This is a genomic window from Cupriavidus sp. C1SS-2L (assembly GCF_057073735.1).
In genome coordinates, this window is sequence record NZ_CP172709.1 from 847,431 (window position 1) to 866,614 (window position 19,184).

Annotated in this window: 16 protein-coding genes; 4 read left to right on the top strand and 12 right to left on the bottom strand. The window is 65.1% G+C overall.

The features are described 5' to 3' along the window. Positions 1-3: 3 nt before the first annotated feature. The 11 genes from ACIGJG_RS21640 to ACIGJG_RS21690 all read right to left on the bottom strand — a co-directional run bounded on the left by ACIGJG_RS21640 (position 4) and on the right by ACIGJG_RS21690 (position 13,143). A complete protein-coding gene (locus ACIGJG_RS21640) occupies positions 4-777 on the bottom strand; it encodes a maleate cis-trans isomerase family protein (RefSeq protein WP_483673907.1) in 774 nt (257 codons plus the stop codon). Then, entirely contained in the window at positions 777-1,811 is a 1,035-nt protein-coding gene (locus ACIGJG_RS21645; protein WP_483673908.1) for a carbon-nitrogen hydrolase family protein, read from the bottom strand. Before ACIGJG_RS21645 ends, ACIGJG_RS21640 begins: the two co-directional genes overlap by 1 nt. A 68-nt stretch (positions 1,812-1,879) precedes the next feature. Then, positions 1,880-2,791 carry a fumarylacetoacetate hydrolase family protein gene (locus ACIGJG_RS21650; protein WP_140953243.1) on the bottom strand — a complete coding sequence of 304 codons (912 nt, stop codon included), beginning with the start codon at positions 2,789-2,791 and terminating at the stop codon, positions 1,880-1,882. 53 nt (positions 2,792-2,844) lie between these two features. After that, positions 2,845-3,966: a cupin domain-containing protein gene (locus ACIGJG_RS21655; protein ID WP_483673909.1), complete on the bottom strand. Its 1,122-nt coding sequence runs from the start codon at positions 3,964-3,966 to the stop codon at positions 2,845-2,847. A gap of 14 nt (positions 3,967-3,980) precedes the next feature. Beyond that, positions 3,981-6,287: a bifunctional salicylyl-CoA 5-hydroxylase/oxidoreductase gene (locus tag ACIGJG_RS21660; protein WP_483673910.1), complete on the bottom strand. Its 2,307-nt coding sequence runs from the start codon at positions 6,285-6,287 to the stop codon at positions 3,981-3,983. A gap of 81 nt (positions 6,288-6,368) precedes the next feature. After that, on the bottom strand, positions 6,369-6,797 hold the full coding sequence (locus ACIGJG_RS21665; protein WP_483673911.1) for an acyl-CoA thioesterase: 429 nt from the start codon (positions 6,795-6,797) through the stop codon (positions 6,369-6,371). Between the two features lie 22 nt (positions 6,798-6,819). After that, complete coding sequence (locus tag ACIGJG_RS21670; RefSeq protein ID WP_483674029.1) at positions 6,820-8,313, bottom strand: indolepyruvate oxidoreductase subunit beta family protein; 1,494 nt, start codon at positions 8,311-8,313, stop codon at positions 6,820-6,822. A 20-nt stretch (positions 8,314-8,333) separates the two neighbouring features. Next, on the bottom strand, positions 8,334-10,529 hold the full coding sequence (locus tag ACIGJG_RS21675; protein ID WP_220629972.1) for a thiamine pyrophosphate-dependent enzyme: 2,196 nt from the start codon (positions 10,527-10,529) through the stop codon (positions 8,334-8,336). A gap of 161 nt (positions 10,530-10,690) precedes the next feature. Further along, on the bottom strand, positions 10,691-11,476 hold the full coding sequence (locus ACIGJG_RS21680; protein WP_220629973.1) for a cyclase family protein: 786 nt from the start codon (positions 11,474-11,476) through the stop codon (positions 10,691-10,693). 22 nt (positions 11,477-11,498) lie between these two features. Then, positions 11,499-12,038 carry a flavin reductase family protein gene (locus tag ACIGJG_RS21685; RefSeq protein ID WP_245001782.1) on the bottom strand — a complete coding sequence of 180 codons (540 nt, stop codon included), beginning with the start codon at positions 12,036-12,038 and terminating at the stop codon, positions 11,499-11,501. Continuing rightward, positions 12,028-13,143 (bottom strand): LLM class flavin-dependent oxidoreductase, encoded by a 1,116-nt coding sequence (locus ACIGJG_RS21690; protein ID WP_011301540.1) that lies wholly within the window; start codon positions 13,141-13,143, stop codon positions 12,028-12,030. The genes ACIGJG_RS21685 and ACIGJG_RS21690 overlap by 11 nt, the downstream gene beginning before the upstream one ends. Positions 13,144-13,254: 111 nt before the next feature. On the opposite strand from ACIGJG_RS21690, the gene ACIGJG_RS21695 reads away from it, so the two are divergent. From ACIGJG_RS21695 to ACIGJG_RS21710, 4 genes are all read left to right on the top strand, one after another. Next, complete coding sequence (locus ACIGJG_RS21695; RefSeq protein WP_011301539.1) at positions 13,255-13,809, top strand: winged helix DNA-binding protein; 555 nt, start codon at positions 13,255-13,257, stop codon at positions 13,807-13,809. A gap of 471 nt (positions 13,810-14,280) precedes the next feature. After that, positions 14,281-14,595 (top strand): FeoA family protein, encoded by a 315-nt coding sequence (locus ACIGJG_RS21700; RefSeq protein WP_041680328.1) that lies wholly within the window; start codon positions 14,281-14,283, stop codon positions 14,593-14,595. 14 nt (positions 14,596-14,609) lie between these two features. After that, positions 14,610-16,463 (top strand): ferrous iron transport protein B, encoded by a 1,854-nt coding sequence (feoB, locus tag ACIGJG_RS21705; protein ID WP_011301537.1) that lies wholly within the window; start codon positions 14,610-14,612, stop codon positions 16,461-16,463. Positions 16,464-16,467: 4 nt separating this feature from the next. Continuing rightward, entirely contained in the window at positions 16,468-16,782 is a 315-nt protein-coding gene (locus tag ACIGJG_RS21710; protein ID WP_011301536.1) for a DUF6587 family protein, read from the top strand. A gap of 421 nt (positions 16,783-17,203) precedes the next feature. Here the strand turns inward: ACIGJG_RS21710 and ACIGJG_RS21715 are convergent, their stop codons facing one another. Then, positions 17,204-18,547: a hypothetical protein gene (locus ACIGJG_RS21715; RefSeq protein WP_049796517.1), complete on the bottom strand. Its 1,344-nt coding sequence runs from the start codon at positions 18,545-18,547 to the stop codon at positions 17,204-17,206. Positions 18,548-19,184: the final 637 nt, after the last annotated feature.

Here is a 19,184-nt window from a genome sequence, read left to right on the forward strand (position 1 = left end):
AGATCAGTACTTGCCGCTGAGCAGCTCGCCGCAGCCCTGCACTTGCGCGCGCAGGCCGAGCTTGCGCAGCATCTGCCACGTGGTCGCCACGGCAGCCGACACGGTCGGGATACCCGACTCTTCCTGCACCTTCTGGATCGACGGCAGCGACTGCATCTGCACACAGGCCGACAGCACGATGGCATCGACGCCTGTCGTGTCGATGCGCTTGTAGATCTCCAGCAGATTCGCCGGATCCTGCGCCGCGACCTGCAGGTTATCGGGGATCTCGAGCGCGCAGTAGTCCTTGACCTCGATGTCTTCGCTTTCGATGTACTCGACCACCATCTTGGTCAGCGGCTTCATGTACGGGCACACCACGGAAACGCGCTTGGCGCCCATCGCTTTCAGGCCGTCGATGAGCGCACCTGCGCTGGTCACGACCGGCGCCGGGTTGCCATTCTCGACCGTGCGTTGTGTCAGGCGTTCCTCCGACACGCGGTGGTAGCCCTTGCCCATGCTCATGATCGCAACCAGGCACGCATAACCAAGCACATCGACGCGCGCGTCCGACAGCTCGATCGCGCAGCGGTCGCTGTCGCGGTCCATGGCTTCGAGTTCTTCCTTGACCACCTTCTTCATGCGCATGCGGCTCGAATGGAAGGTGAAGCGCTCGGCGAAGTCGAGTTCGCGCGCGCGGAACATGGCGGGGATCTCGGTCTCCATCGTGGTGTTGGACGACGGCACGATCTGGCCGATACGCAGCGGCTTCTGCGGGGTAAAGATTGGGGACTGCATTACTTGGTCTCGGTCAGTTCGAATGCGTTGAGTTCGGCCTCTTCGGCTTCCATGTCGATCTGCGCCGCCATGCCGTCGAGGAACTGCGCCGGCTGCAGCGCGCGGCGGTTCACGCGCAGGTCGAAAATGTCGAAGCGGTTGTAGTGGCCGGTGATGTCATGCATCTGGCGCGGCTGGATGCAGCGCGACAGGTCGATGTCGGCGTAGACGATGCCTTCCTCGTCGATCAGCGGCTCGCCGATCACGCGGCCGTCCGGGCCCAGGAATCCCGAGAACGCGCTGTTGCGGCGCGACATCAGTTCCCGTGCCTTCGGATTGAGGGCTTCCATCGCGGCGATAATTTCCTCCGACACGGTCGAGCACGACACCGCCGTGAAGACCTTCCCCTCGAAGCAGTGCGCAGCGGCGCGCACCTTGATCGCTTCCGCCATGTCGTAGTCGGCCGGTGCCACGGGCAGCGAGATATAGCTGGCCACGTGCATCAGCTCGCCCTGCGACAGCAGCGAAAAGCGCGCGAGGGTGTTGGTGTTCTCGCCGCACGCGAGCGAGCCCAGCGGACCCACGCTGGTCTGGTGGACGCGCAATGCCGATGCATCGCCATTGGCCCACGTGAGCTTCTCGGCCCACGTCGGCACGAGCTTGCGGTGGCGGCCCAGGATGCGGCCTTCCTCGCTGATGGTCACCAGCGTGTTGTACAACGTGCCGACACCGGTCTTGCTGCGCTCGTTGACGCCGACAACCACGTTGATGTGGTTGGCCCGCGCAGCTTGCGCGATCTTGCGGATCTCGGGGCCGGGAATTTCGATCGAGGCCGAGACCAGCTTTTCGAACCACGGGCTTGCGTCGACCGGGTTGGTCAGCCAGCTCCAGTACGGGTAGCCGGCGACGAACACTTCGGGAAACGCAACCAGCTTTGCACCATTGTCGGCGGCTTCCTTGATGAGGCGGCAGACCTTGTCGACGGTGGCGTCGGCATCAAGAAAGACCGGCGCGGCCTGCACCGCAGCGGCCTTGAACTTGGGCAGGTTGAGCATGGAGTTCTCCGTTCTGCTCCCCGCTCCTCTACGGAACGGGGAATCGTTCATGCGAGGATGTCGAGGCTTCAGACAGCGACCACCGGGTGGCGCAATTCACCAATGCCTTCCACCTTGGCCACCACCACGTCGCCCGGCCACAGCCATTCCTGCGGCGCACGGCCCGCGCCGACGCCATCCGGCGTGCCAGTGGCAATGATGTCGCCTGGCTCCAGCGTCATGCCCTTGCTGATGTCGGCGATCAGCGCGTTGACGTTGAACAGCATGTGGCGCGTGTTGGAGCTTTGCTTGGTCACGCCGTTGACGGTCAGCGACAGGTCCAGCGCGTGCGGATCGGCGATCTCGTCGGCGGTGACGATGACCGGCCCAAACGGTGCGTAGGTGTCCTGGCCCTTCGAGTAGATCCACTGGCCGGCGCGGCGGCAGTCGCGCGCCGAGATGTCGATCATCACGCTGTAGCCGAACACGTAGTTGAGCGCGTCAGCTTCCTTCACGCCCTTGCCGCGCGTGCCGATGACCACGGCCAGTTCGACTTCCCAGTCCATTTGCTGGGTGATTTCCTTGTTGTGCTCGATCGCATCGCCCGGGCCGATCACGGTGGTCGGCGGCTTCGAGAAGATCACCGGCTCCTTGGGCAGTTCCTTCGAGGTGTCCAGGCTGCGGCTCGATTCGGCCACGTGCTCGACGTAGTTCAGGCCGATGCCCCAGATGTTCTTGCGCGGGCGCGGGATCGGCGCGAGCAGCTTGACGTTCGATGCCGGCACGGCCACGCCGAACGGGAAGCGGCCCTTGTACTCGTTGAGCAGCGCACTGGTCGACTTGACCGCTGCCGGGCCAAGGTCGATGAACGACAGCATGTCGGACGGAATGCTCGCGCCGACGGCTTCGCCGAAACGGGCCAGGTCGACGACATAGCCGTCCATGATGGCGCCCAGGCGGGCGGCGGCGGCAACTTCAGTGCGGAAGGTAACGAGACGCATGGTTTTACTACTCCAATGAGAATTCAGTAATCAGGGATAAGGGGGTCGCGGGATCAGGCCGGGCGTTGATGGCCGTCGTTTTCCGCCAGCGCTTCCTCGCGGTACAGGCCGAGCGAGCGCATCACCGGCAGGTCGTTGAAGCAGAACAGCACGGCGTCGTCGCTGGCCGATGCGTTTGCGTGTTCGTGGAACGCCCACGACGGCACGCAGAAGATGTCGCGCTCGGTCCAGTCGAAGCGCTGGCCGTTGATGACCGAATAGCCGCTGCCCTTGGCCACCTGGTAGATGAAGCTGCCGGTGTGGCGGTGGGCCTTGGTGGCCTCGCCGGGACGCAGCAACTGCATGCTCGCGCCGATGGTCGGCATGACGGGGCCGCCGGTGACCGGGTTCACGTAGTGCATCAGCACACCGTCGAACGGGCTGCCGTCGGTGACCTTGCTGTAGCGCACCAGTGCCTCGTAGGTCGGCGCCCATTCGTACTTGTACAGCGGCGAGTACGGCTTGCTCCACGACCCGCCATGCGGCTTCAGGCCCTTGCCGCCCCAGATAGCGGGCATGTCGTCGACAGGGTGCGTGACGACTTGCTGCAGGTTCGGGTGCACCGCATAGAAACCGGCTTCCATGGCGTTGACGAGCGGAATGTCGAGGCCGTCCTGCCAGATGCAGGTGGTGCCTTCGGCCGACACCCCGTGCTCGTGCCACGTGCCGTTCGGCGTCAGCACGAAGTCATTGGCGCCGAGCGTCATCTTGTGGCCATCGACGATCGTGTACGCACCACTGCCTTCCATGATGAAGCGCAGCGCCGATGACGAATGCGCGTGCGCCGATGCGGCCTCGCCCGGATGCATCACCTGCAGGCCCGAGTAGAGCCAGCCCACGGCGGCTGACACATCCTGGCGGCCGGGGTTGTTCAGGTAGATCACGCGGCGCCCTGCCTTCTCCGGCGTTACCAGGTCTACCGAGCGCAGCACATGGTCGCGCAGGTCGCGGTAGCGCCACAGCACCGGCACCGACTCGGATTTGGGTTGCCACGGCTCGATCCTGTTGGCCACGGTCCACAGCGCCCCGGTCTTCAGCGTGTCGAGTTCCCTGTAGTAGGCCACCAGTTCCGGGGTGTCCTCCACATCGGCGCGGCCGGCGACGCTTTCGCGGTAGGTGTCGTAGTTCTCAGCCATCTTGTCTCCTTCTCTCAGGCGGCGGCGCGCTTGATACTGCGCTCGAGTTGATCCTTGGCGAACAGGTACTGCCTGGGCCATTCGACGCGGCGGAAGCCCAGTTGCGCGGTTTCGCGCAGCACCCACGCCGGGTCGGCCAGGTGCGGGCGCGACAGAGCGCACAGGTCGGCGCGGCCCGAGGCGATGATCCCGTTCACCTGGTCGGCCTCGGTGATCGCGCCGACAGCGATGGTCGGCACGCCGGCTTCGTTGCGCACGCGATCCGCAAACGGCGTCTGGAACATGCGGCCGTAGACGGGCTTCTGATCGGGCGTGACTTCGCCGGACGAACAGTCGATCATGTCGGCGCCGGCTTTCTTGAACAGGCGCGCCATGTCGACGGCGTCGTCCGCGCTGTTGCCGCCCTCGACCCAGTCGGTCGCCGAAATGCGCACTGAAATCGGCTTGTCCTGCGGCCATGCGGCACGCACCGCGCGCAGCACTTCGAGCGGGAACGCCATGCGGTTCTCGAGCGAGCCACCGTATTCATCCGTGCGCTGGTTGGTCACGGGCGAACTGAAGTTCGACAGCAGGTAGCCGTGGCCGGCCTGCAGTTCGAGCCAGTCGAAGCCGGCGGCGGCAGCGCGGCGCGTGGCAGCGGCGAAGTCGTCGCGCACGCGGTCCATGTCTTCACGCGTCATCTCGCGCGGCGTCTGCGAGACGCCCGGCAGATACGGCAGCGCCGATGCGGAGATCAGCGGCCAGTTGCCGTCCGCCAGCGGGTGATCCATCTTTTCCCAGCCGACCTGCGTGGAGCCGCGACGGCCCGCATGACCGATCTGCACGCCGATGCGCGCGCTGCTGTGCTCGTGCACGAACGCCACGATACCGGCGAAGGCCGCAGCCTGTGCGTCGTTCCAGAGGCCGGGGCAGCCCGGGGTGATGCGGCCATCGGGCGATACCGAGGTCATCTCGACCATCACCAGCCCGGCGCCGCCCAGCGCGCGGCTGCCGAGGTGGACCATGTGGAAATTGCCCGGCACACCGCTCTTGCATGAGTACATCGCAGTCGGCGATACCACCACACGGTTCTTCAGCTCCACGCCGCGCACGGTGAACGGCGTGAGCATCGGCGGAACAGCTGCGGGCTTGGTGCCCGCGCGCTCGGCCAGCCAAGACTCGTAGCCTTCCAGCCATTCCTTGTCGCGCACGCGCAGGTTCTCGTGCGAGATGCGTTGCGAGCGCGTCAGCAGCGAGTATGCGAACTGCTCGGGCTCAAGGTCCTCATAACGCTTGACGTTCTCGAACCACTCGGTGGAGTTGCGCGCAGCGTTCTGGATCTTGAGCACTTCGACCGAGCGAACGGCTTCGTAGTGCCTGAGTGCCTCTTCAAGCGAGCCATCGACACTCTTGATTGTGCGTGCGAGTTCGATCGCATCTTCGAGCGCAAGCTTGGTGCCCGAGCCGATCGAGAAGTGCGCGGTGTGCGCGGCATCGCCCATCAGCACGACGGGTACGCGCTTGCCGCCGATCTCGTTCCAGTGCACCCAGCGCTCGCAGATCACGCGCGGGAACTGGATCCAGATGGCCGATCCGCGCAGGTGGCCGGCGTTGCTGATCAGCGGGTTGCCGTCGAGGTACGGGGCGAACAGCTTCTCGCAGTAGGCGATGCCTTCTTCCTGGCTCATCTGGTCGATGCCCGCCGCCTTCCACGTCTCTTCGGGCGTTTCGACGATGAAGGTCGAAGTACCGTCTTCGAAGCGATACGCGTGCGCCTGGAACCAGCCGTGCTCGGTCGGCACGAAGATGAAGTTGAACGCATCGAAGACCTTCTTCGTGCCGAGCCAGACGAAACGGCACTTGCGGGTGTCGATGTCGGGACGGAAGGTGTCAGCGTAGCGCTTGCGCACCACACTGTTCAGGCCGTCGGATGCGATCACCAGGTCCGCGCCGTACTTGCGCGCGATCTCCTGGTCATCTTCGATGAAGGTCTCGAACACGAGTTGCACGCCAACCGCTTCGCAACGCGCCTGCAGGATGTTGAGCAGCTTCTTGCGGCCGATACCGATAAAGCCGTGGCCGCCACTGCGCACGGCGCGTTCCTTGAAGTGGACCTCCACGTCGTCCCAGCGGTTGAAGGCATCGCCGATGGTTTCCGCCGACACGGGGTCGGCTTCACGCAGGTTGCCCATGGTGGCGTCGGAAAACACCACGCCCCAGCCGAAGGTGTCGTACGGGCGGTTGCGTTCCACCACCACGACGTCGTTGGCGGGATCCTGCAGTTTCATCAGCAGGCCGAAATACAGGCCGGCGGGACCACCGCCGATACATACGATCTTCATTGCAGCTTCCAGTCAAATGCTAGGGTCGGGATGCCTTGCCGGGCGCGGCGCGTACCACCCCTTGTTGGGTCTGTCGCGCCCTCAGGCCGCGGCCGCCATGCGCGCTTCGATCGCCGCATGCAGGTCGTCGGGTACGGCAATGGACAAGTGCGTGTCGAGCGAGGTGACGACAATGGTCTGGGTGACCGCCATCCTCAGGTCCCCGTCCTTGCCGGTGCAGCGCCAGGCCAGGGTGATCGACTTGGTGCCCAGGCGCATCACATCGAGCGACAGCGTGACGTCGTCGCCCATGCGGCTGATGGCGCGGAAATCCGCTTCCAGGTGAACCGTCGGCATGCCGGTGCGGCGCTGCACGATCAGGCCCTCGAATCCTTCCGGCAGCATGTCGTCGATCCATGCTTCCATCAGGTTGTTGAACATCACGAAGTACTGCGGGTAGAACATGATGCCGGCGGGATCGCACTCCGAGAAGCGGATGCGATGCTGGCGTTGAAAGACGGTCTTGCTCATGGCGGAGAATCCAGCGGTAAGTTCAGGCGAGCGCGTGTTGCGCGAGCAGCGCGTGCAGCTTCTTGCCGTGCTCGTCGGCCAGCGCGGCTTCGCGCAGTTCGCGCAGCGTGGCCGGCGCCAGGTGCGCACCGGCGCGCACGACGGCGCCCATCAGCGTCTGGTAGTTGGTCAGGCCGCGCACATGGGTGTCGCTGTAGCCCTTGACCAGGCGCTGGCACTGCACGACTTCGAGCGCGAGCGCCGGGTTGATGCGCGCAGCGTCGAGCACCTGGCGCAGCCAGCCTTCGATGCGCTCGGTTTCAAGCGCGTAGCGCAGCGTGCTGCGGCGAATTCCGCGCAGGCGCGCGACGGTCCAGAGCATCAAATAGCCGCGCAGCGAGCTGGTCGTGACCACGCGGCCCGCCTTGGTGAAGCGGCGCACGAGGCGATGCACCCAATGCGGTTTGGCAAGCCAGCGACCGAGACCTGCGGGCAGCGTCTCGCAGATTTCTTCGAGACGCGGATGCATGAACTCGTTGATGGCCAGCAGCTGGTTGTCTGCGGCGCGCACTTCGCCACGCACCCGTTCGAAGCGCGTGCCGCGGATCTTGAGGTCGGCCACGCGGATGGTGTCTTCGTACGACATCCACAGCGCGAGGTGTCGCGCGGTCTCGCGCAGCAGCACGGTGTCAGCCTGCGGCATGGCGCGGCGCACGGCAGCCAGCCGGTCGAGGTACAGGCCGGCGTAGGCGACGTCCTGGTAGTCGATCATGCGGCGCACGCCTTCGATCACGATCGGGTCGATCTCGGCTGGCTGCTCCGCACGGACGCGGCCGAGGACCTTGGCCACCGCGGCATCCTTCGGCTGGGCAAGGGGCACGCCCTTCGGCGACTCGGACGGGACGTCGCCGGATTCCGTCTTTGCGAACGCAGCGCCGAACGCCCGCAGGCTCGGCTTGACGCCGACACCGCCGCGCTCGATGGTGGCTTCGAACTGCGCGCGGCTGAACGGCAGGACGCCGGTGCCCGCAAGCGCTCCGAACAGCACCGCGCTGATCACGCTGCCATTGGCCTCGGCTTCCTGCGCCATGTCGAAGCGCACGTAGCGCTTGGACGCCTTGGTCGCGTGAGCAATCAGTTCGTGGCTGTCGACGCGGCCATCGCCCATCGCGGATTTCTCGGCGATCGAGTAGACACGGTGCGTCGACGACACCAGCGTGGTGCGGTCCGGCGTGACAAGCCCGCGTTGGACGGCGCGACCGGCTTCCATCAGTTCGGAAGCGAGCACTACGTCGACATCGCCCGGCGTCGGCATCAGTGCGAGCACCGGCGTGCGACCGGCACGCTCGGCGACTTCGCGCGGGAACAGCTCGACGTAGTAGATGGTGGCGCCGGTGCGCTGAGCCACGCCCGGCACCGAAGTGGTCTGGGCGATGTAGCCGTTGTGCTCGCCGAGGTCGACAATCCAGTCGGCCAGCACGCCGCCGCCTTCACCGCCCATGGCGAGAATGGCGACCTTGATGGGTTTTGCGTTGATCATGTTCGGGCCTTCCAGGTTCAGAGTGCGTAGCGCGCGCGGCGGACAGCGTCGCGCTGCTGCAGGAAGCCGATGACGGCATCGCGCAGGCGCTGGCGCAGCTTGTCCCAGCGAGTCGGGTTGCTGACGATCTGCGCACGGTAGAACGACGGGCACAGCACCGCGGCGTGCGAGACCTCGCCGCACAGGCCGCAGCCCACACAGCTGTCGAGCACGGACGCGACCGGGTCGGTACGCAGCGCGTCAGGGTTCGGCTTGATCGAGAGCGACGGGCAGCCGGACAGGCGGATGCACGAGTGGTCGCCGGTGCAGGTATCCGAATCCACGCCGAAACGCTCGCGCACCACACGCTCGCCATTGGCGATGGCCTTGCGGACCTTCGGCTTTTCTCGGCGCTGCTTGTTGAGCATGCATTCGCTCTGCGCGATCAGCACCTTGGGGCCCTTGGTGCCAGTGGTCAGCGCTTCCTTGAGCGTTGCCTTCATCGACTTGAGGTCATAGGTGCGGCGGATCGTGCGGACCCACTTGACGCCTACTCCGCGCACCGCATCCTCGATCGCATGGCCGGTGCTGCGCGTGTCGTTGTGCGCGGTGGACGACAGGATGTCCTGCCCGCCGGTCGCCGACGTGTAGCTGTTGTCGACGACGATGGTCAGGTTGTCGCTCTTGTTGAAGACCGCGTTGGCGATGCCGCTGGTCAGGCCGTTGTGCCAGAAGCCGCCATCGCCCATCACGGAAATCGCACGCTTGCCGGCCGGCGCGTTGAGCGCGGCTGCGCTGGCGCTGCCGAGACCGTAGCCCATGGTCGTGTTGCCAAGGTTGAACGGGGGCAGGATCGAGAACAAGTGGCAGCCGATGTCGGCGCTCACGTGGTGTTCGCCGATCTCGCGCTCCACCAGCTTCATCGCGGTGAAGATCGGGCGTTCCGGACAGCCGGTGCAGAAGCCCGGCGGACGCGCATGCACGCTTTCATCGACAATTGCCTTCGGCTCCAGCACTTCGGCGGCCACTGGGTCGGGCGTCGCCTGCACGAGCGGGATCACCTTGCGTACGGGTACGGGCTGGGGCAGCGGCTCGATCTTCTCGTACTGCTCCAGGAATGCGCGCAGGCCCTTCAGGACCGTGGCGGTGTTGTACTCGCCGGCCAGCGGCAGCACATCCTTGCCGTGCAGCGCGGCAGTAGTGCCCGCCATGCGCAGGATGTTTGCCGCGTTCTGTTCGATGAAGTTTGGCTGGCCCTCTTCGAGCACGAGCACGGCGCGCTTGTCGGCGCAGAAGCGCTCCCACTCGCTGTCGATCAGCGGGTATGCGACGTTCATGACGTACAACGGAATCTTCGATTCGCCGAACACGTCGGCCAGGCCGAGTTGCTCGAGCGCACGGATCAGCGTGTTGTAGCTGCCGCCCTGCACCGCAATACCGATGTCGGCAAAATTGTCGTCGTCACCGTCGAAGAACTCGTTGAGCCTGCGCGCTTCGATGAACTTCACGGCGGCGGGCCAGCGCTGCTTGATCTTTTCGTGTTCGTGCAGGAAGCTCGCCGGCGGCAGCACGATGCGGCTGACGTCGCGCGTGGGGTTCTCGAGCGCGTCCTGGATCGAGAACCTGGAACGACGATTGTCGGATGCGACGAACTGGCCATGCACATGGCACGAACGCACGCGCAGTTGCAGCATCACCGGCGTGTTGGACGCCTCGGACAGATCGAAGCCGTCCTTCACGGCCTGCACGATGCACGGCAGATTCGGGCGCGGATCGAGCAGCCACATCTGCGACTTCATCGCGAACGCGTGGCTGCGCTCCTGCATGATCGACGAGCCCTCGCCGTAGTCTTCGCCGACGATGATCAAGGAGCCGCCGGTCACGCCACCCGAGGCCAGGTTGGCCAGCGCGTCGGACGCGACGTTTGTGCCAACCGTGGCCTTGAAGGTCACCGCGCCGCGCAGCGGGTAGTTCACCGATGCCGCCAGCGATGCGGCGGCCGTGGCTTCGCTCGCGCTGTTTTCAAAACGGATGCCGTTCTCGGCCAGGATGTCCTGCGCGTCGGCGAGCACGTCCATCAGGTGCGAAATGGGCGAGCCCTGGTAGCCGGCCACATAGGCCACGCCCGATTCCAGCAGTGCCTTGGTCACCGCCAGGATGCCCTCGCCGCTGAACACTTCGCCAGCGCCGAGGCGCAGCTTCTTCACTTCTTCGACAAATGACCGCTCTGCCATGGCCCTTCCTTTTGAGTCTTTCGGGGGAACCGCCCGGCGCACCGCGCCGCGTCTGGCTTCCTATAGTTTAGATTTGAATATATCCAAAATCATAGATTAGGACGGACTGGGACGACAAGGATTTCGTGTTGGGCCTCGCGTTTACCCTAGGAAATGTGCCGTCAGATGGCGTCTGCCAAGAGGGCGAGCACGCGCAGCGGGCTACCGGAGCCGTTCTGGATCTTCAGCGGTGCGGCAACGATCACGGCCCCTGTGGCGGGCAGCTGGTCCAGGTTCTTCAGGCACTGCAGGCCGTATTTGTTGGCGCCGTGCATCAGCGTGTGGCACGGGTACGGCACCGGCCATGCGTACGACTGGCCTGCGTCGGTGTTGATGGTCTCGACGCCGAAACCGTGGACGTCGCGCTCCCGGATCAGCCACTCGACCGCTTCCTGCGTCGGGCCCGGCGTGTGAGCACCGTCTTCGCGCAGGCCGAGGAATTCCTGCGGGTCGGTCTTCTTGCTCCAGTCCGTGCGCAGCAGGACCCAGGCGCCAGCGGGGATCTGGCCGTGCTTCGCTTCCCAGGCCTGCAGGTACGGAACCGTCAGCGTCCAGTCCGGGTCTTCGGCGACCGGGCCGCTGGCGTCGATCACGACTGCCGGAGCGATGAAGTGCTTCGCATCGATCGTATCGACCGAGTTCTGCGCGTGATCTTTGCCGCTGATCCAGTGCACAGGCGCGTCGAAGTGCGTGCCGGTGTGTTCGCCGCAGGAGAAGTTGTTCCAGTACCAGCCGGGACCCTTCTCGTCATACTGGCTGATGCGTTCCATCTTGAACGCCCAGACCTGGCCGAACTCGGGCGGCAGGACGAGGGCCGGGAAGTCCGGCGACAGCGTTTGCGTCAGGTCGACGACTTTGACCGCACCGTTGGCCATCTCAGTGGCCAGTTGCATGAGGCTGTTGCTCATGGATGTACTCCTCGTTCGTAGCTCAGTTGGCGTGTTGCGCCAGTCGCGTGTAGCGGCCTTGCCAGTACAGCAGCGGGGCTGGCGCTTCTTGCGCGACGCGGATCTCGCGGACACGGCCGATGATCAGGTAGTGGCCGTGGCGCTCCAGCAGTTCGTCGACTTCGCAGTCCATGGCCACAACTGCATCGGCCAGCACCGGTGCGCCATCTGCCAGCAGTTGCGTCCACGCATCGCTGCCGTAGCGCTCTATCCCGGCTTCACCACCGAAGCCCGTGAAGCGCTGCGCGATCGCCTGTTGCTCTTCCCGCAGCAGGTTCACGCCAAAGCGGCGCGTGCGCTGCAGCAGCTCCGCCGACGAACTCGTTGCCTTCATCGACGCCACCACCATCGGCGGCGTGGCCGAGAACGACGAGACCGACGTCGCCGTGAAGCCGCTGCGCTCGGACTCGTTCAGCGGATCGGCCACCGTCACCACGCTCACCGCGCCGGCGAAGCCGCGCATCGCCTGCTTGAACGATTGCTGCAGCGCCTCCAGCGCCGCCGGCATCTTGTCAGTTCCCATGCTTCGATCCACCGGGCTTGCGCAGCCCGCGTGCCTCCAGGATCGGCAGCACCGTGTCGCGGAAGTACGGGAACTCCTTCACGTAATCCACGAACGACAGCGTCGTGCCTTTGAAGCCGGCTTCGGCCAGTGCGCAGATGCCATCGGCCACTTGCTCCGGCGTGCCGACCAGCGGGAAGCCACCGTGGCCCGCTGCCATGCGGTCGCGGATCAGTGCCAGCAGGTCGTGCGGGAACGATTGGGCATTGGCGAACTGCAAGGCCACGAGGTTGTCCACCGCGGCCCAGTCCGCATTGTCCTGCGCGAAGTGGCGCAGGTAGTCGCGCGCTTCCTGCTCGGTCGGGCGGCACACCACGTGCGAGAACGTCAGCACGTTCACCGGCTTGTTCGCTGCCTTCGCCTTCTGCTTGAGTTCGGCCACTTCCACCTTCGAGCGCTCCAGGTCGATCGCCGGCGTGAACAGGAAGTTCGCGTTGTTGATCGCAAACTCGCGGCCTTCGCCCGAACCCGCAGCGTTCAGGATCGGCGGACGCTCGCCGTTCCACGGCTTGGGCAGGCCGTAGATGCCCTTCAACTTGAAGTTCGCGCCGTCGTAGTTGAACGCGCCGTCGCGCTCCCAGATCTGCTTGATCACGTCGAACCATTCGCCCGCAAACGCGTAGCGCTGGTCGTGGCTCACCGCCAGGTCCTGGCCCATCGCCTCGTACTCGGGGCGGTTCCAGCCCGCCACGATGTTCAGGCCCGCGCGGCCCTGGCCAATCTGGTCCAGCGTCGCGATCTGCTTGGCCACCACCGCCGGGTGGTTGCACGCCGTGTGGATCGTCGCGAACACCGTCAGGTGCTTGGTCTGTGCCAGCAGCGCCGCTGCCCACGTCATCGTCTCGAGCACCGAGCCGTGGAAGTCCGTCTCGCCGCCGTAGCCGATCCAGCGCGCGATCGGCAGCATGAAATCGATTCCCGCCTCGTCCAGCATCTGCGCCAGCTTCGCGTTGTTCTCCCACGAGTTGTCCCAGCGCTCGCCGATCTTCGTCACCGACATCCCGCCCGAGCAGTTCGTCGCAAACGTCCCCAGGACAAAGTCCTTCGTGTTCAGAATTTTTCTCATGCGTGTCTCCGGCAAAGTAAAATTTGTAAATCGCACGCCGCTTATAGAAAAATGATGCGCGGCTTACATCGCTTGAAATTCAATGCGCCACATTCAGGCGCTTACCTGACAATGACCAAACCCGAGCAGGAATCCGAAAAATCCGAACGCGCCGCACGGCAGCACCGCTGGCATCTGGCCACGGATGATTTCGGCGTCGAGATCACCGATCTCGAATATGCCGTGATGCGGGTTTATCAATCCTTCCTGCGCTGGCAATCCGAATGCCTGGCGGCCGTCACCGGCATTAACCTGAGCGGGCAGGAAAATACACTGCTGCACATTATCCGGATGCACGATCGGCCAAAGACCATTCGCGATCTGGCGCAAATGACCAACCGCCAGGACATCCCGAATATCCAGTACGACCTGCGGAAACTGCTCAAAGCAGGGCTCATCGACAAATACGGTACTGCCCGTACCGGGATTTATTACGTCACGACCGAACAAGGTGTTCGCGTGTGCGAGGATTTCGCTAAGCTGCGCAGCGATATATTGCTGGAATCAGCCCGGCCGGAATTTGATTCCAAACCGGACGCCGGCAATATCACGGCCCGCCTGGAACAGCTGGAAAAGGTCTACGAAACCGCCACGCGCGAAATCACCACGTTTCACCGGCGCCGCTAACGGGTTATCGCTTGTACCGACATGAGGCTGACTCCTTGTTGCATGCGCTGTCTCACACACATCAAATAAATCATTACATTGAATTTTTATTTGATTGAATCGTAGCGCATGCGGGCGACCATCGCCAAGGCTTTTGGGGTAGGGGAAAACACCAAGCCCCGCTGACCGCGAGCGGAGCCGGTCAGCCAAAGAGACGTTTACTGCGCCAGGTCGGCCGCGACCGCTTCGCCGAGGGCATGCGGCTGGCCGGAATACGGGTATGCCGGCACGGCCCGCCTTGGGTAACATCACAACTTTTCTACATTGCATGCCGCAATGTGGACTGCAGACCTCCGCTGGCGCACGTTGCCGGCGCATCGGCGCCGACACCATGGCTGAGTTGAGATACAATGAAAACGATTTTCATTTACGTACCCTGGCGCGAGCTTGCTGTCCGTGCGGCTGCAGGCGCGCCTTCGGACTGGAAGCATGATGCGCTTGTCTGAACTTCCGCGGCGCACGCCCGCCGTTGTGCAATCGGTGGACGATGCCGCGCCGAACGACCCGGTTGCGCGCCGCTTGCGCGAACTGGGTTTCGTCCCTGGCGAGGCGGTACAGGTGATCGCCTTCGGCCCCTTCGGCATGGATCCGCTCGTGGCTCAGGTTGGCTTCACGCGCTTCGCGCTGCGCCGCTCGGAGGCCGCCCGCATCGGCGTTGAAGTCGTCAGCGCCACCGTTACCAGCATCGCGCCGGCCAGTGAATCCGCCGGCCAGCCTGATACCAGGGCGGCGCAACGCACCGCCTGAGTTCTTCCGCGAATATGTCTGCAGCTCCTTCTTCCTCCGCCTTGCGTATTGCGCTGGTGGGCAACCCCAACTGCGGCAAGACCGCGCTGTTCAACCGCCTGACTGGCAGCCGCCAGAAGGTGGCGAACTATGCCGGCGTGACGGTGGAGCGCAAGGAAGGCTTCTTCGTCTCGCCGGCCGGCCGGCAGATCCGCATCCTCGACCTCCCGGGCGCATACAGCCTGCACGCGGCGAGCCTGGACGAGGCCATCACGCGCGACATCTGCATGGGCAAGCGCCCCGGCGAGCCGAAGCCCGACCTGCTGGTCTCCGTGGTCGACGCCACCAACCTGCGCCTGCACCTGCGCTTCGTGCTGGAGTTGCGCCGCCTTGGACTGCCGATGGTGGTGGTGCTCAATATGAGCGATGCGGCGGCCAAGCGCGGCATCCATATCGACCGCGACAAGCTTGCGTCGGCGCTCGGCGTGCCGGTCGTGCAGACCGTGGCGATCAAGCGCGAAGGCGCGGCGGCCTTGCTCAGCGTACTCGATGGCACCCTTCCTCCCGCGCCGCAGGCCTTGCCTCCGGCCGATGACCTGGAAGTGCACGCAGAGGTCAACCGCCTGTTGAACACGGCGGTGACCATGCCTGCACGTACAGCCGCGCTGGATGACCGCCTCGATCGCATCGTGCTGCATCCGGTCCTGGGCCTTGTGCTGCTGGCCGTGCTGCTGTTCCTGATGTTCCAGGCGGTGTTCTCGTGGGCCGCGCCGCTGATGGATGGCATCGAGGCCGGCGTGCACTGGTTCGGTGAGATCGTCGGCACGCATATGCCCGACGGCATGCTGAAAAGCCTGCTTGTCGATGGCCTGATCGCGGGCCTGGGCAGCGTGGTGGTGTTCCTGCCGCAGATCCTGATCCTGTTCCTGTTCATCCTGACGCTCGAGGAATCGGGCTACCTGCCGCGCGCGGCGTTCCTGCTGGACCGGCTGATGATGGGCGCCGGGCTGTCGGGGCGCTCGTTCATCCCGCTGCTGTCGAGCTTCGCATGCGCGATCCCGGGCATCATGGCCACGCGCACCATCCAGGATCCGCGCGACCGGCTCACCACGATCCTCGTCGCGCCGCTGATGACCTGCTCCGCGCGGCTGCCGGTCTATGCGCTGCTGATCGGCGCATTCATCCCGCAACGCACGGTGATGGGCCTGTTCAATCTGCAGGGGCTGGTGCTGTTCGCGCTGTATGTGGCGGGCATCGTCAGCGCGCTGGCGGTGGCCTACGCGCTCAAGTATTTCCGCCGCGACCGCACCGACCATCCGCTGCTGATGGAGCTGCCGTCGTATCGCATCCCGAACCCGCGCGACGTGGCGCTGGGGCTGTGGGAGCGTGCCCGAATCTTCCTGGCGCGCGTCGGCAAGGTGATCCTGGCGCTGACCGTGCTGCTGTGGTTCCTGGCCACCTTCCCGGCGCCGCCGGACGGCGCCACGGGGCCGGCGATCGACTACAGCTTCGCCGGCATGATCGGGCGGGCACTGGAGCATGTGTTCGCGCCGGTGGGTTTCAACTGGCAGATCTGCATTGCGCTGGTGCCGGGCCTGGCCGCGCGCGAAGTGGCCGTGGGTGCGCTGGCAACGGTTTACGCGCTGTCGGGCAGCGACGACGTGGTAGCCGCGCAGCTTGCCCCGATGATCGCGCAGCAATGGTCGCTCGCCACCGCGCTCGCACTGCTGGCCTGGTACGTGTTCGCGCCGCAGTGCATTTCCACGCTGGCGGTGATCCGCCGCGAGACCAACTCGTGGAAGGTGATGGCCGCTTCGGCGGCCTATCTGGCGGGCCTGGGCTATCTGGCCGCGTTTATCACCTACCGCGTCGCCCTGATGTTCAGCTGACGCCATGAGCCTCTATCACGCCGTCGAAACCCTGCTGGTCCCGCTGATCGTGCTGGCATGCGCGGTGTCGGTGGCATCGCGCTACGCGCCGCGCACGCGCGAGCGTATCAAGGCCGGACTGGCCGCGCGGCTTGGCGGCCAGGGAGCCATCGGCTGGCGCGCGCGTATGGTGCGCTGGCTGGCGCCCCAGGCCGCGGCGGGTTGCGCCAGCGGCTGCGACGACGGCGGCTGCAATACCTGCGCTTCCAATACCGCCACTGCTACGGGCACGCCGGGCCAACCTGCCGAACAGGTCATCCAGCTGGTGCGCAAGCGCTGATTTTCGCGCCCGGACACCCACTTTTCCCCTTCGAATTTGCACGCAGAAACGGGTACGCTCCGTGGCTTTGTCACGTCCGCAGCGGCCGTTCCATGCGACATGCGATGGCCAATTGGCCGCAATGCGGACGCTCGGGCAGTCGCGCTGAGGGCTTTCTCCCTTGCATTCAGGCACGCAGAAACGGGTACGCTTTGCCTGTCTCGCAAGTAGCGACCCTTGCCTTTTGCCTCTCGGGACCAGCAAAAAAGGCGCGTTGCGAAGCGTGGGGCCGCAAGGTGCGGATGGTCGCTGGCCGGCACGCAGAAATGGGTACGCTCGTCGTCCGCCCGCTGCGTTTCTGGCACCGTCACCGGCACCCCAAATGCAGAACGCCCTCCACAGGAGGGCGTTCGGTGCTGCGGGATTTTGTGGTTCGTGCTTGTTACTTGACCGTGCCCACCAGCTTCAGCGTCATCAGCTTGCCGTCGGCAACGTTGGTGCAGCTCACCGTCAGCGTGAAGTCGCCGGCAGCCGTCCCCGTCACGAGTTGCTGGTTCGGGCCGACGCCGGAGCCGCCCAGCAGGACCGGCCCGGTCGAGGTCCAGTTCCAGCCCGTGCATGCGCTCGAAGGCGTGTCATTGCCGAAGTTCTTCAGGCCCACGGTCACCGGAATGGGGATACCGAGCATCGTCAGAACGAGCGGTTGCTGGACATCCGGCATCAGCGTCCACTCGGGGTTCTCCACCACGTTGAGGGTAGCGGTCGGCTTCGCTGCCAGCTTGGTGCTGGCAGCCGTCACCGTGAGCGTGCCCTGGGTCGGGCCGGCGCCCTTGGCAAGGCTGGTGCTGACGGTCACGTCGTGCGTACCTGCGGCTTCAGATGCCGACAGCGTCGGCGATGTCGCAACGTACGTCCAGGCGCCGTCGAAGTCCGCGGTCACGTCCTGGTCGTCGTTGCGCAGCACGCGGGCGGTGAACTTGGCCGGATAGCTGCTGAGCACCTGCAGTGCGTTGACCGGGTCACCGTTCTGCGTCGTCACCACGCGGTACGTGGCGCTGCCGTTCTTCTGCACGGTGACGAAGATCACGCCGCCGAGCACGCGGCCATCGGGCGCAGTGACCGACACCGACACATCGGCCGCGGCAGCTGCGGTGGTCGAACTGTTCGACGCCTTCAGCGAAGCGCTGTTCAGGCTCGCCGTGACCTGCACCGCGGAGCCGCTGCTGGACCAGGCCCAGCCGCTGCCATTGGCGGACACGTCGTTGCCGTTGTTGTCGACCAGCGATACCTTGACCGGGAGCGTCTGGCCGTCGGTCATCGACAATGAGGTGTTAGGCACCGACAGGCTGTAGGTCGTGGCCGATGCCGGCACCACAGTGATGGTCGCGGTCTGGGCAGGCAGTTGCACGGTCGAATTGTCGGCGGCCTTGACGGTGGCCACGACTTGCACCTTGGTGGTACCGGTATTGACGCCGGTGACCACCGCATTGCCGACCGTGGCGGTGCTGCCGACAACGGACGCCACGGCGTTATCCATGGACGTCCAGGCAAAGCTTGTCGACGACGTGACATCGTTGCCGTTGCTGTCGACAGCCGCGGCACTGATCGTGATTGTGCGGCCAACGCCGACCTCGGCGGTGGTGATATTCAGTTTTGCTGCGTAGTTCACGGCCGTCGCCGCGGTCGGCGTCGAGCTGCCCGAGCCCCCTCCTCCGCCCCCGCACGCCGCCACGAGGAACGTCGCCGCCGCGCATACGAGCCCGCCAAGCCAAGACCTCGCCTTCATGATGGTTCCCCCCTGAGTCATCTATTTTTTCCCGCGCTACCAGACTATGCGGAACGGCGGCGGGGCAGTACCGGCCAGACGGCTGAGCGCTAGCGCACATAGGCGGGGAATCTCATCCTTTGGCAGAGGCTGCGCCGGCCGCCGGCGTCCCTGGCACGGTCAACCACCGCCGGCAACAGGGGTATCCCATCCCTTTGGATCAGAGGGCAATCCCGCACGCGATGGCCGGCGCAACAGGCCGGAAGCAGGGGGAACGGATGGGTAGGCACGCGAAGAAGCGGGAACGGGCGGTACGCCGGCCGCGCCATCAATGGGGCCACGGAAAAGAAAGCCGGTGTGCCCCGCCCCCACGGGGCACACCCGGAAAGACGTCCTTGGGGACGCCCACGACATGCCTGGGACCGGCCGCTACGGCTGACATGAAGCGGCCATGACGCAGAGGTTAAGGCCGCCCTTGGAGCCGCGCCACGAATAAATCCGCATGTGTTTAGAAGGTGCCCTCGCGCGTTGCCGATGTCGTCTGCGCGCGCAAGGCGGTTGTGGTGTCATCGCGACGACCCTACACGCGATAGGGTTGGCCTTGTCCGCGGTCAATGTCGTGGCATAGCCGCTCGGCCAAACTGGCGGCGATTTACTA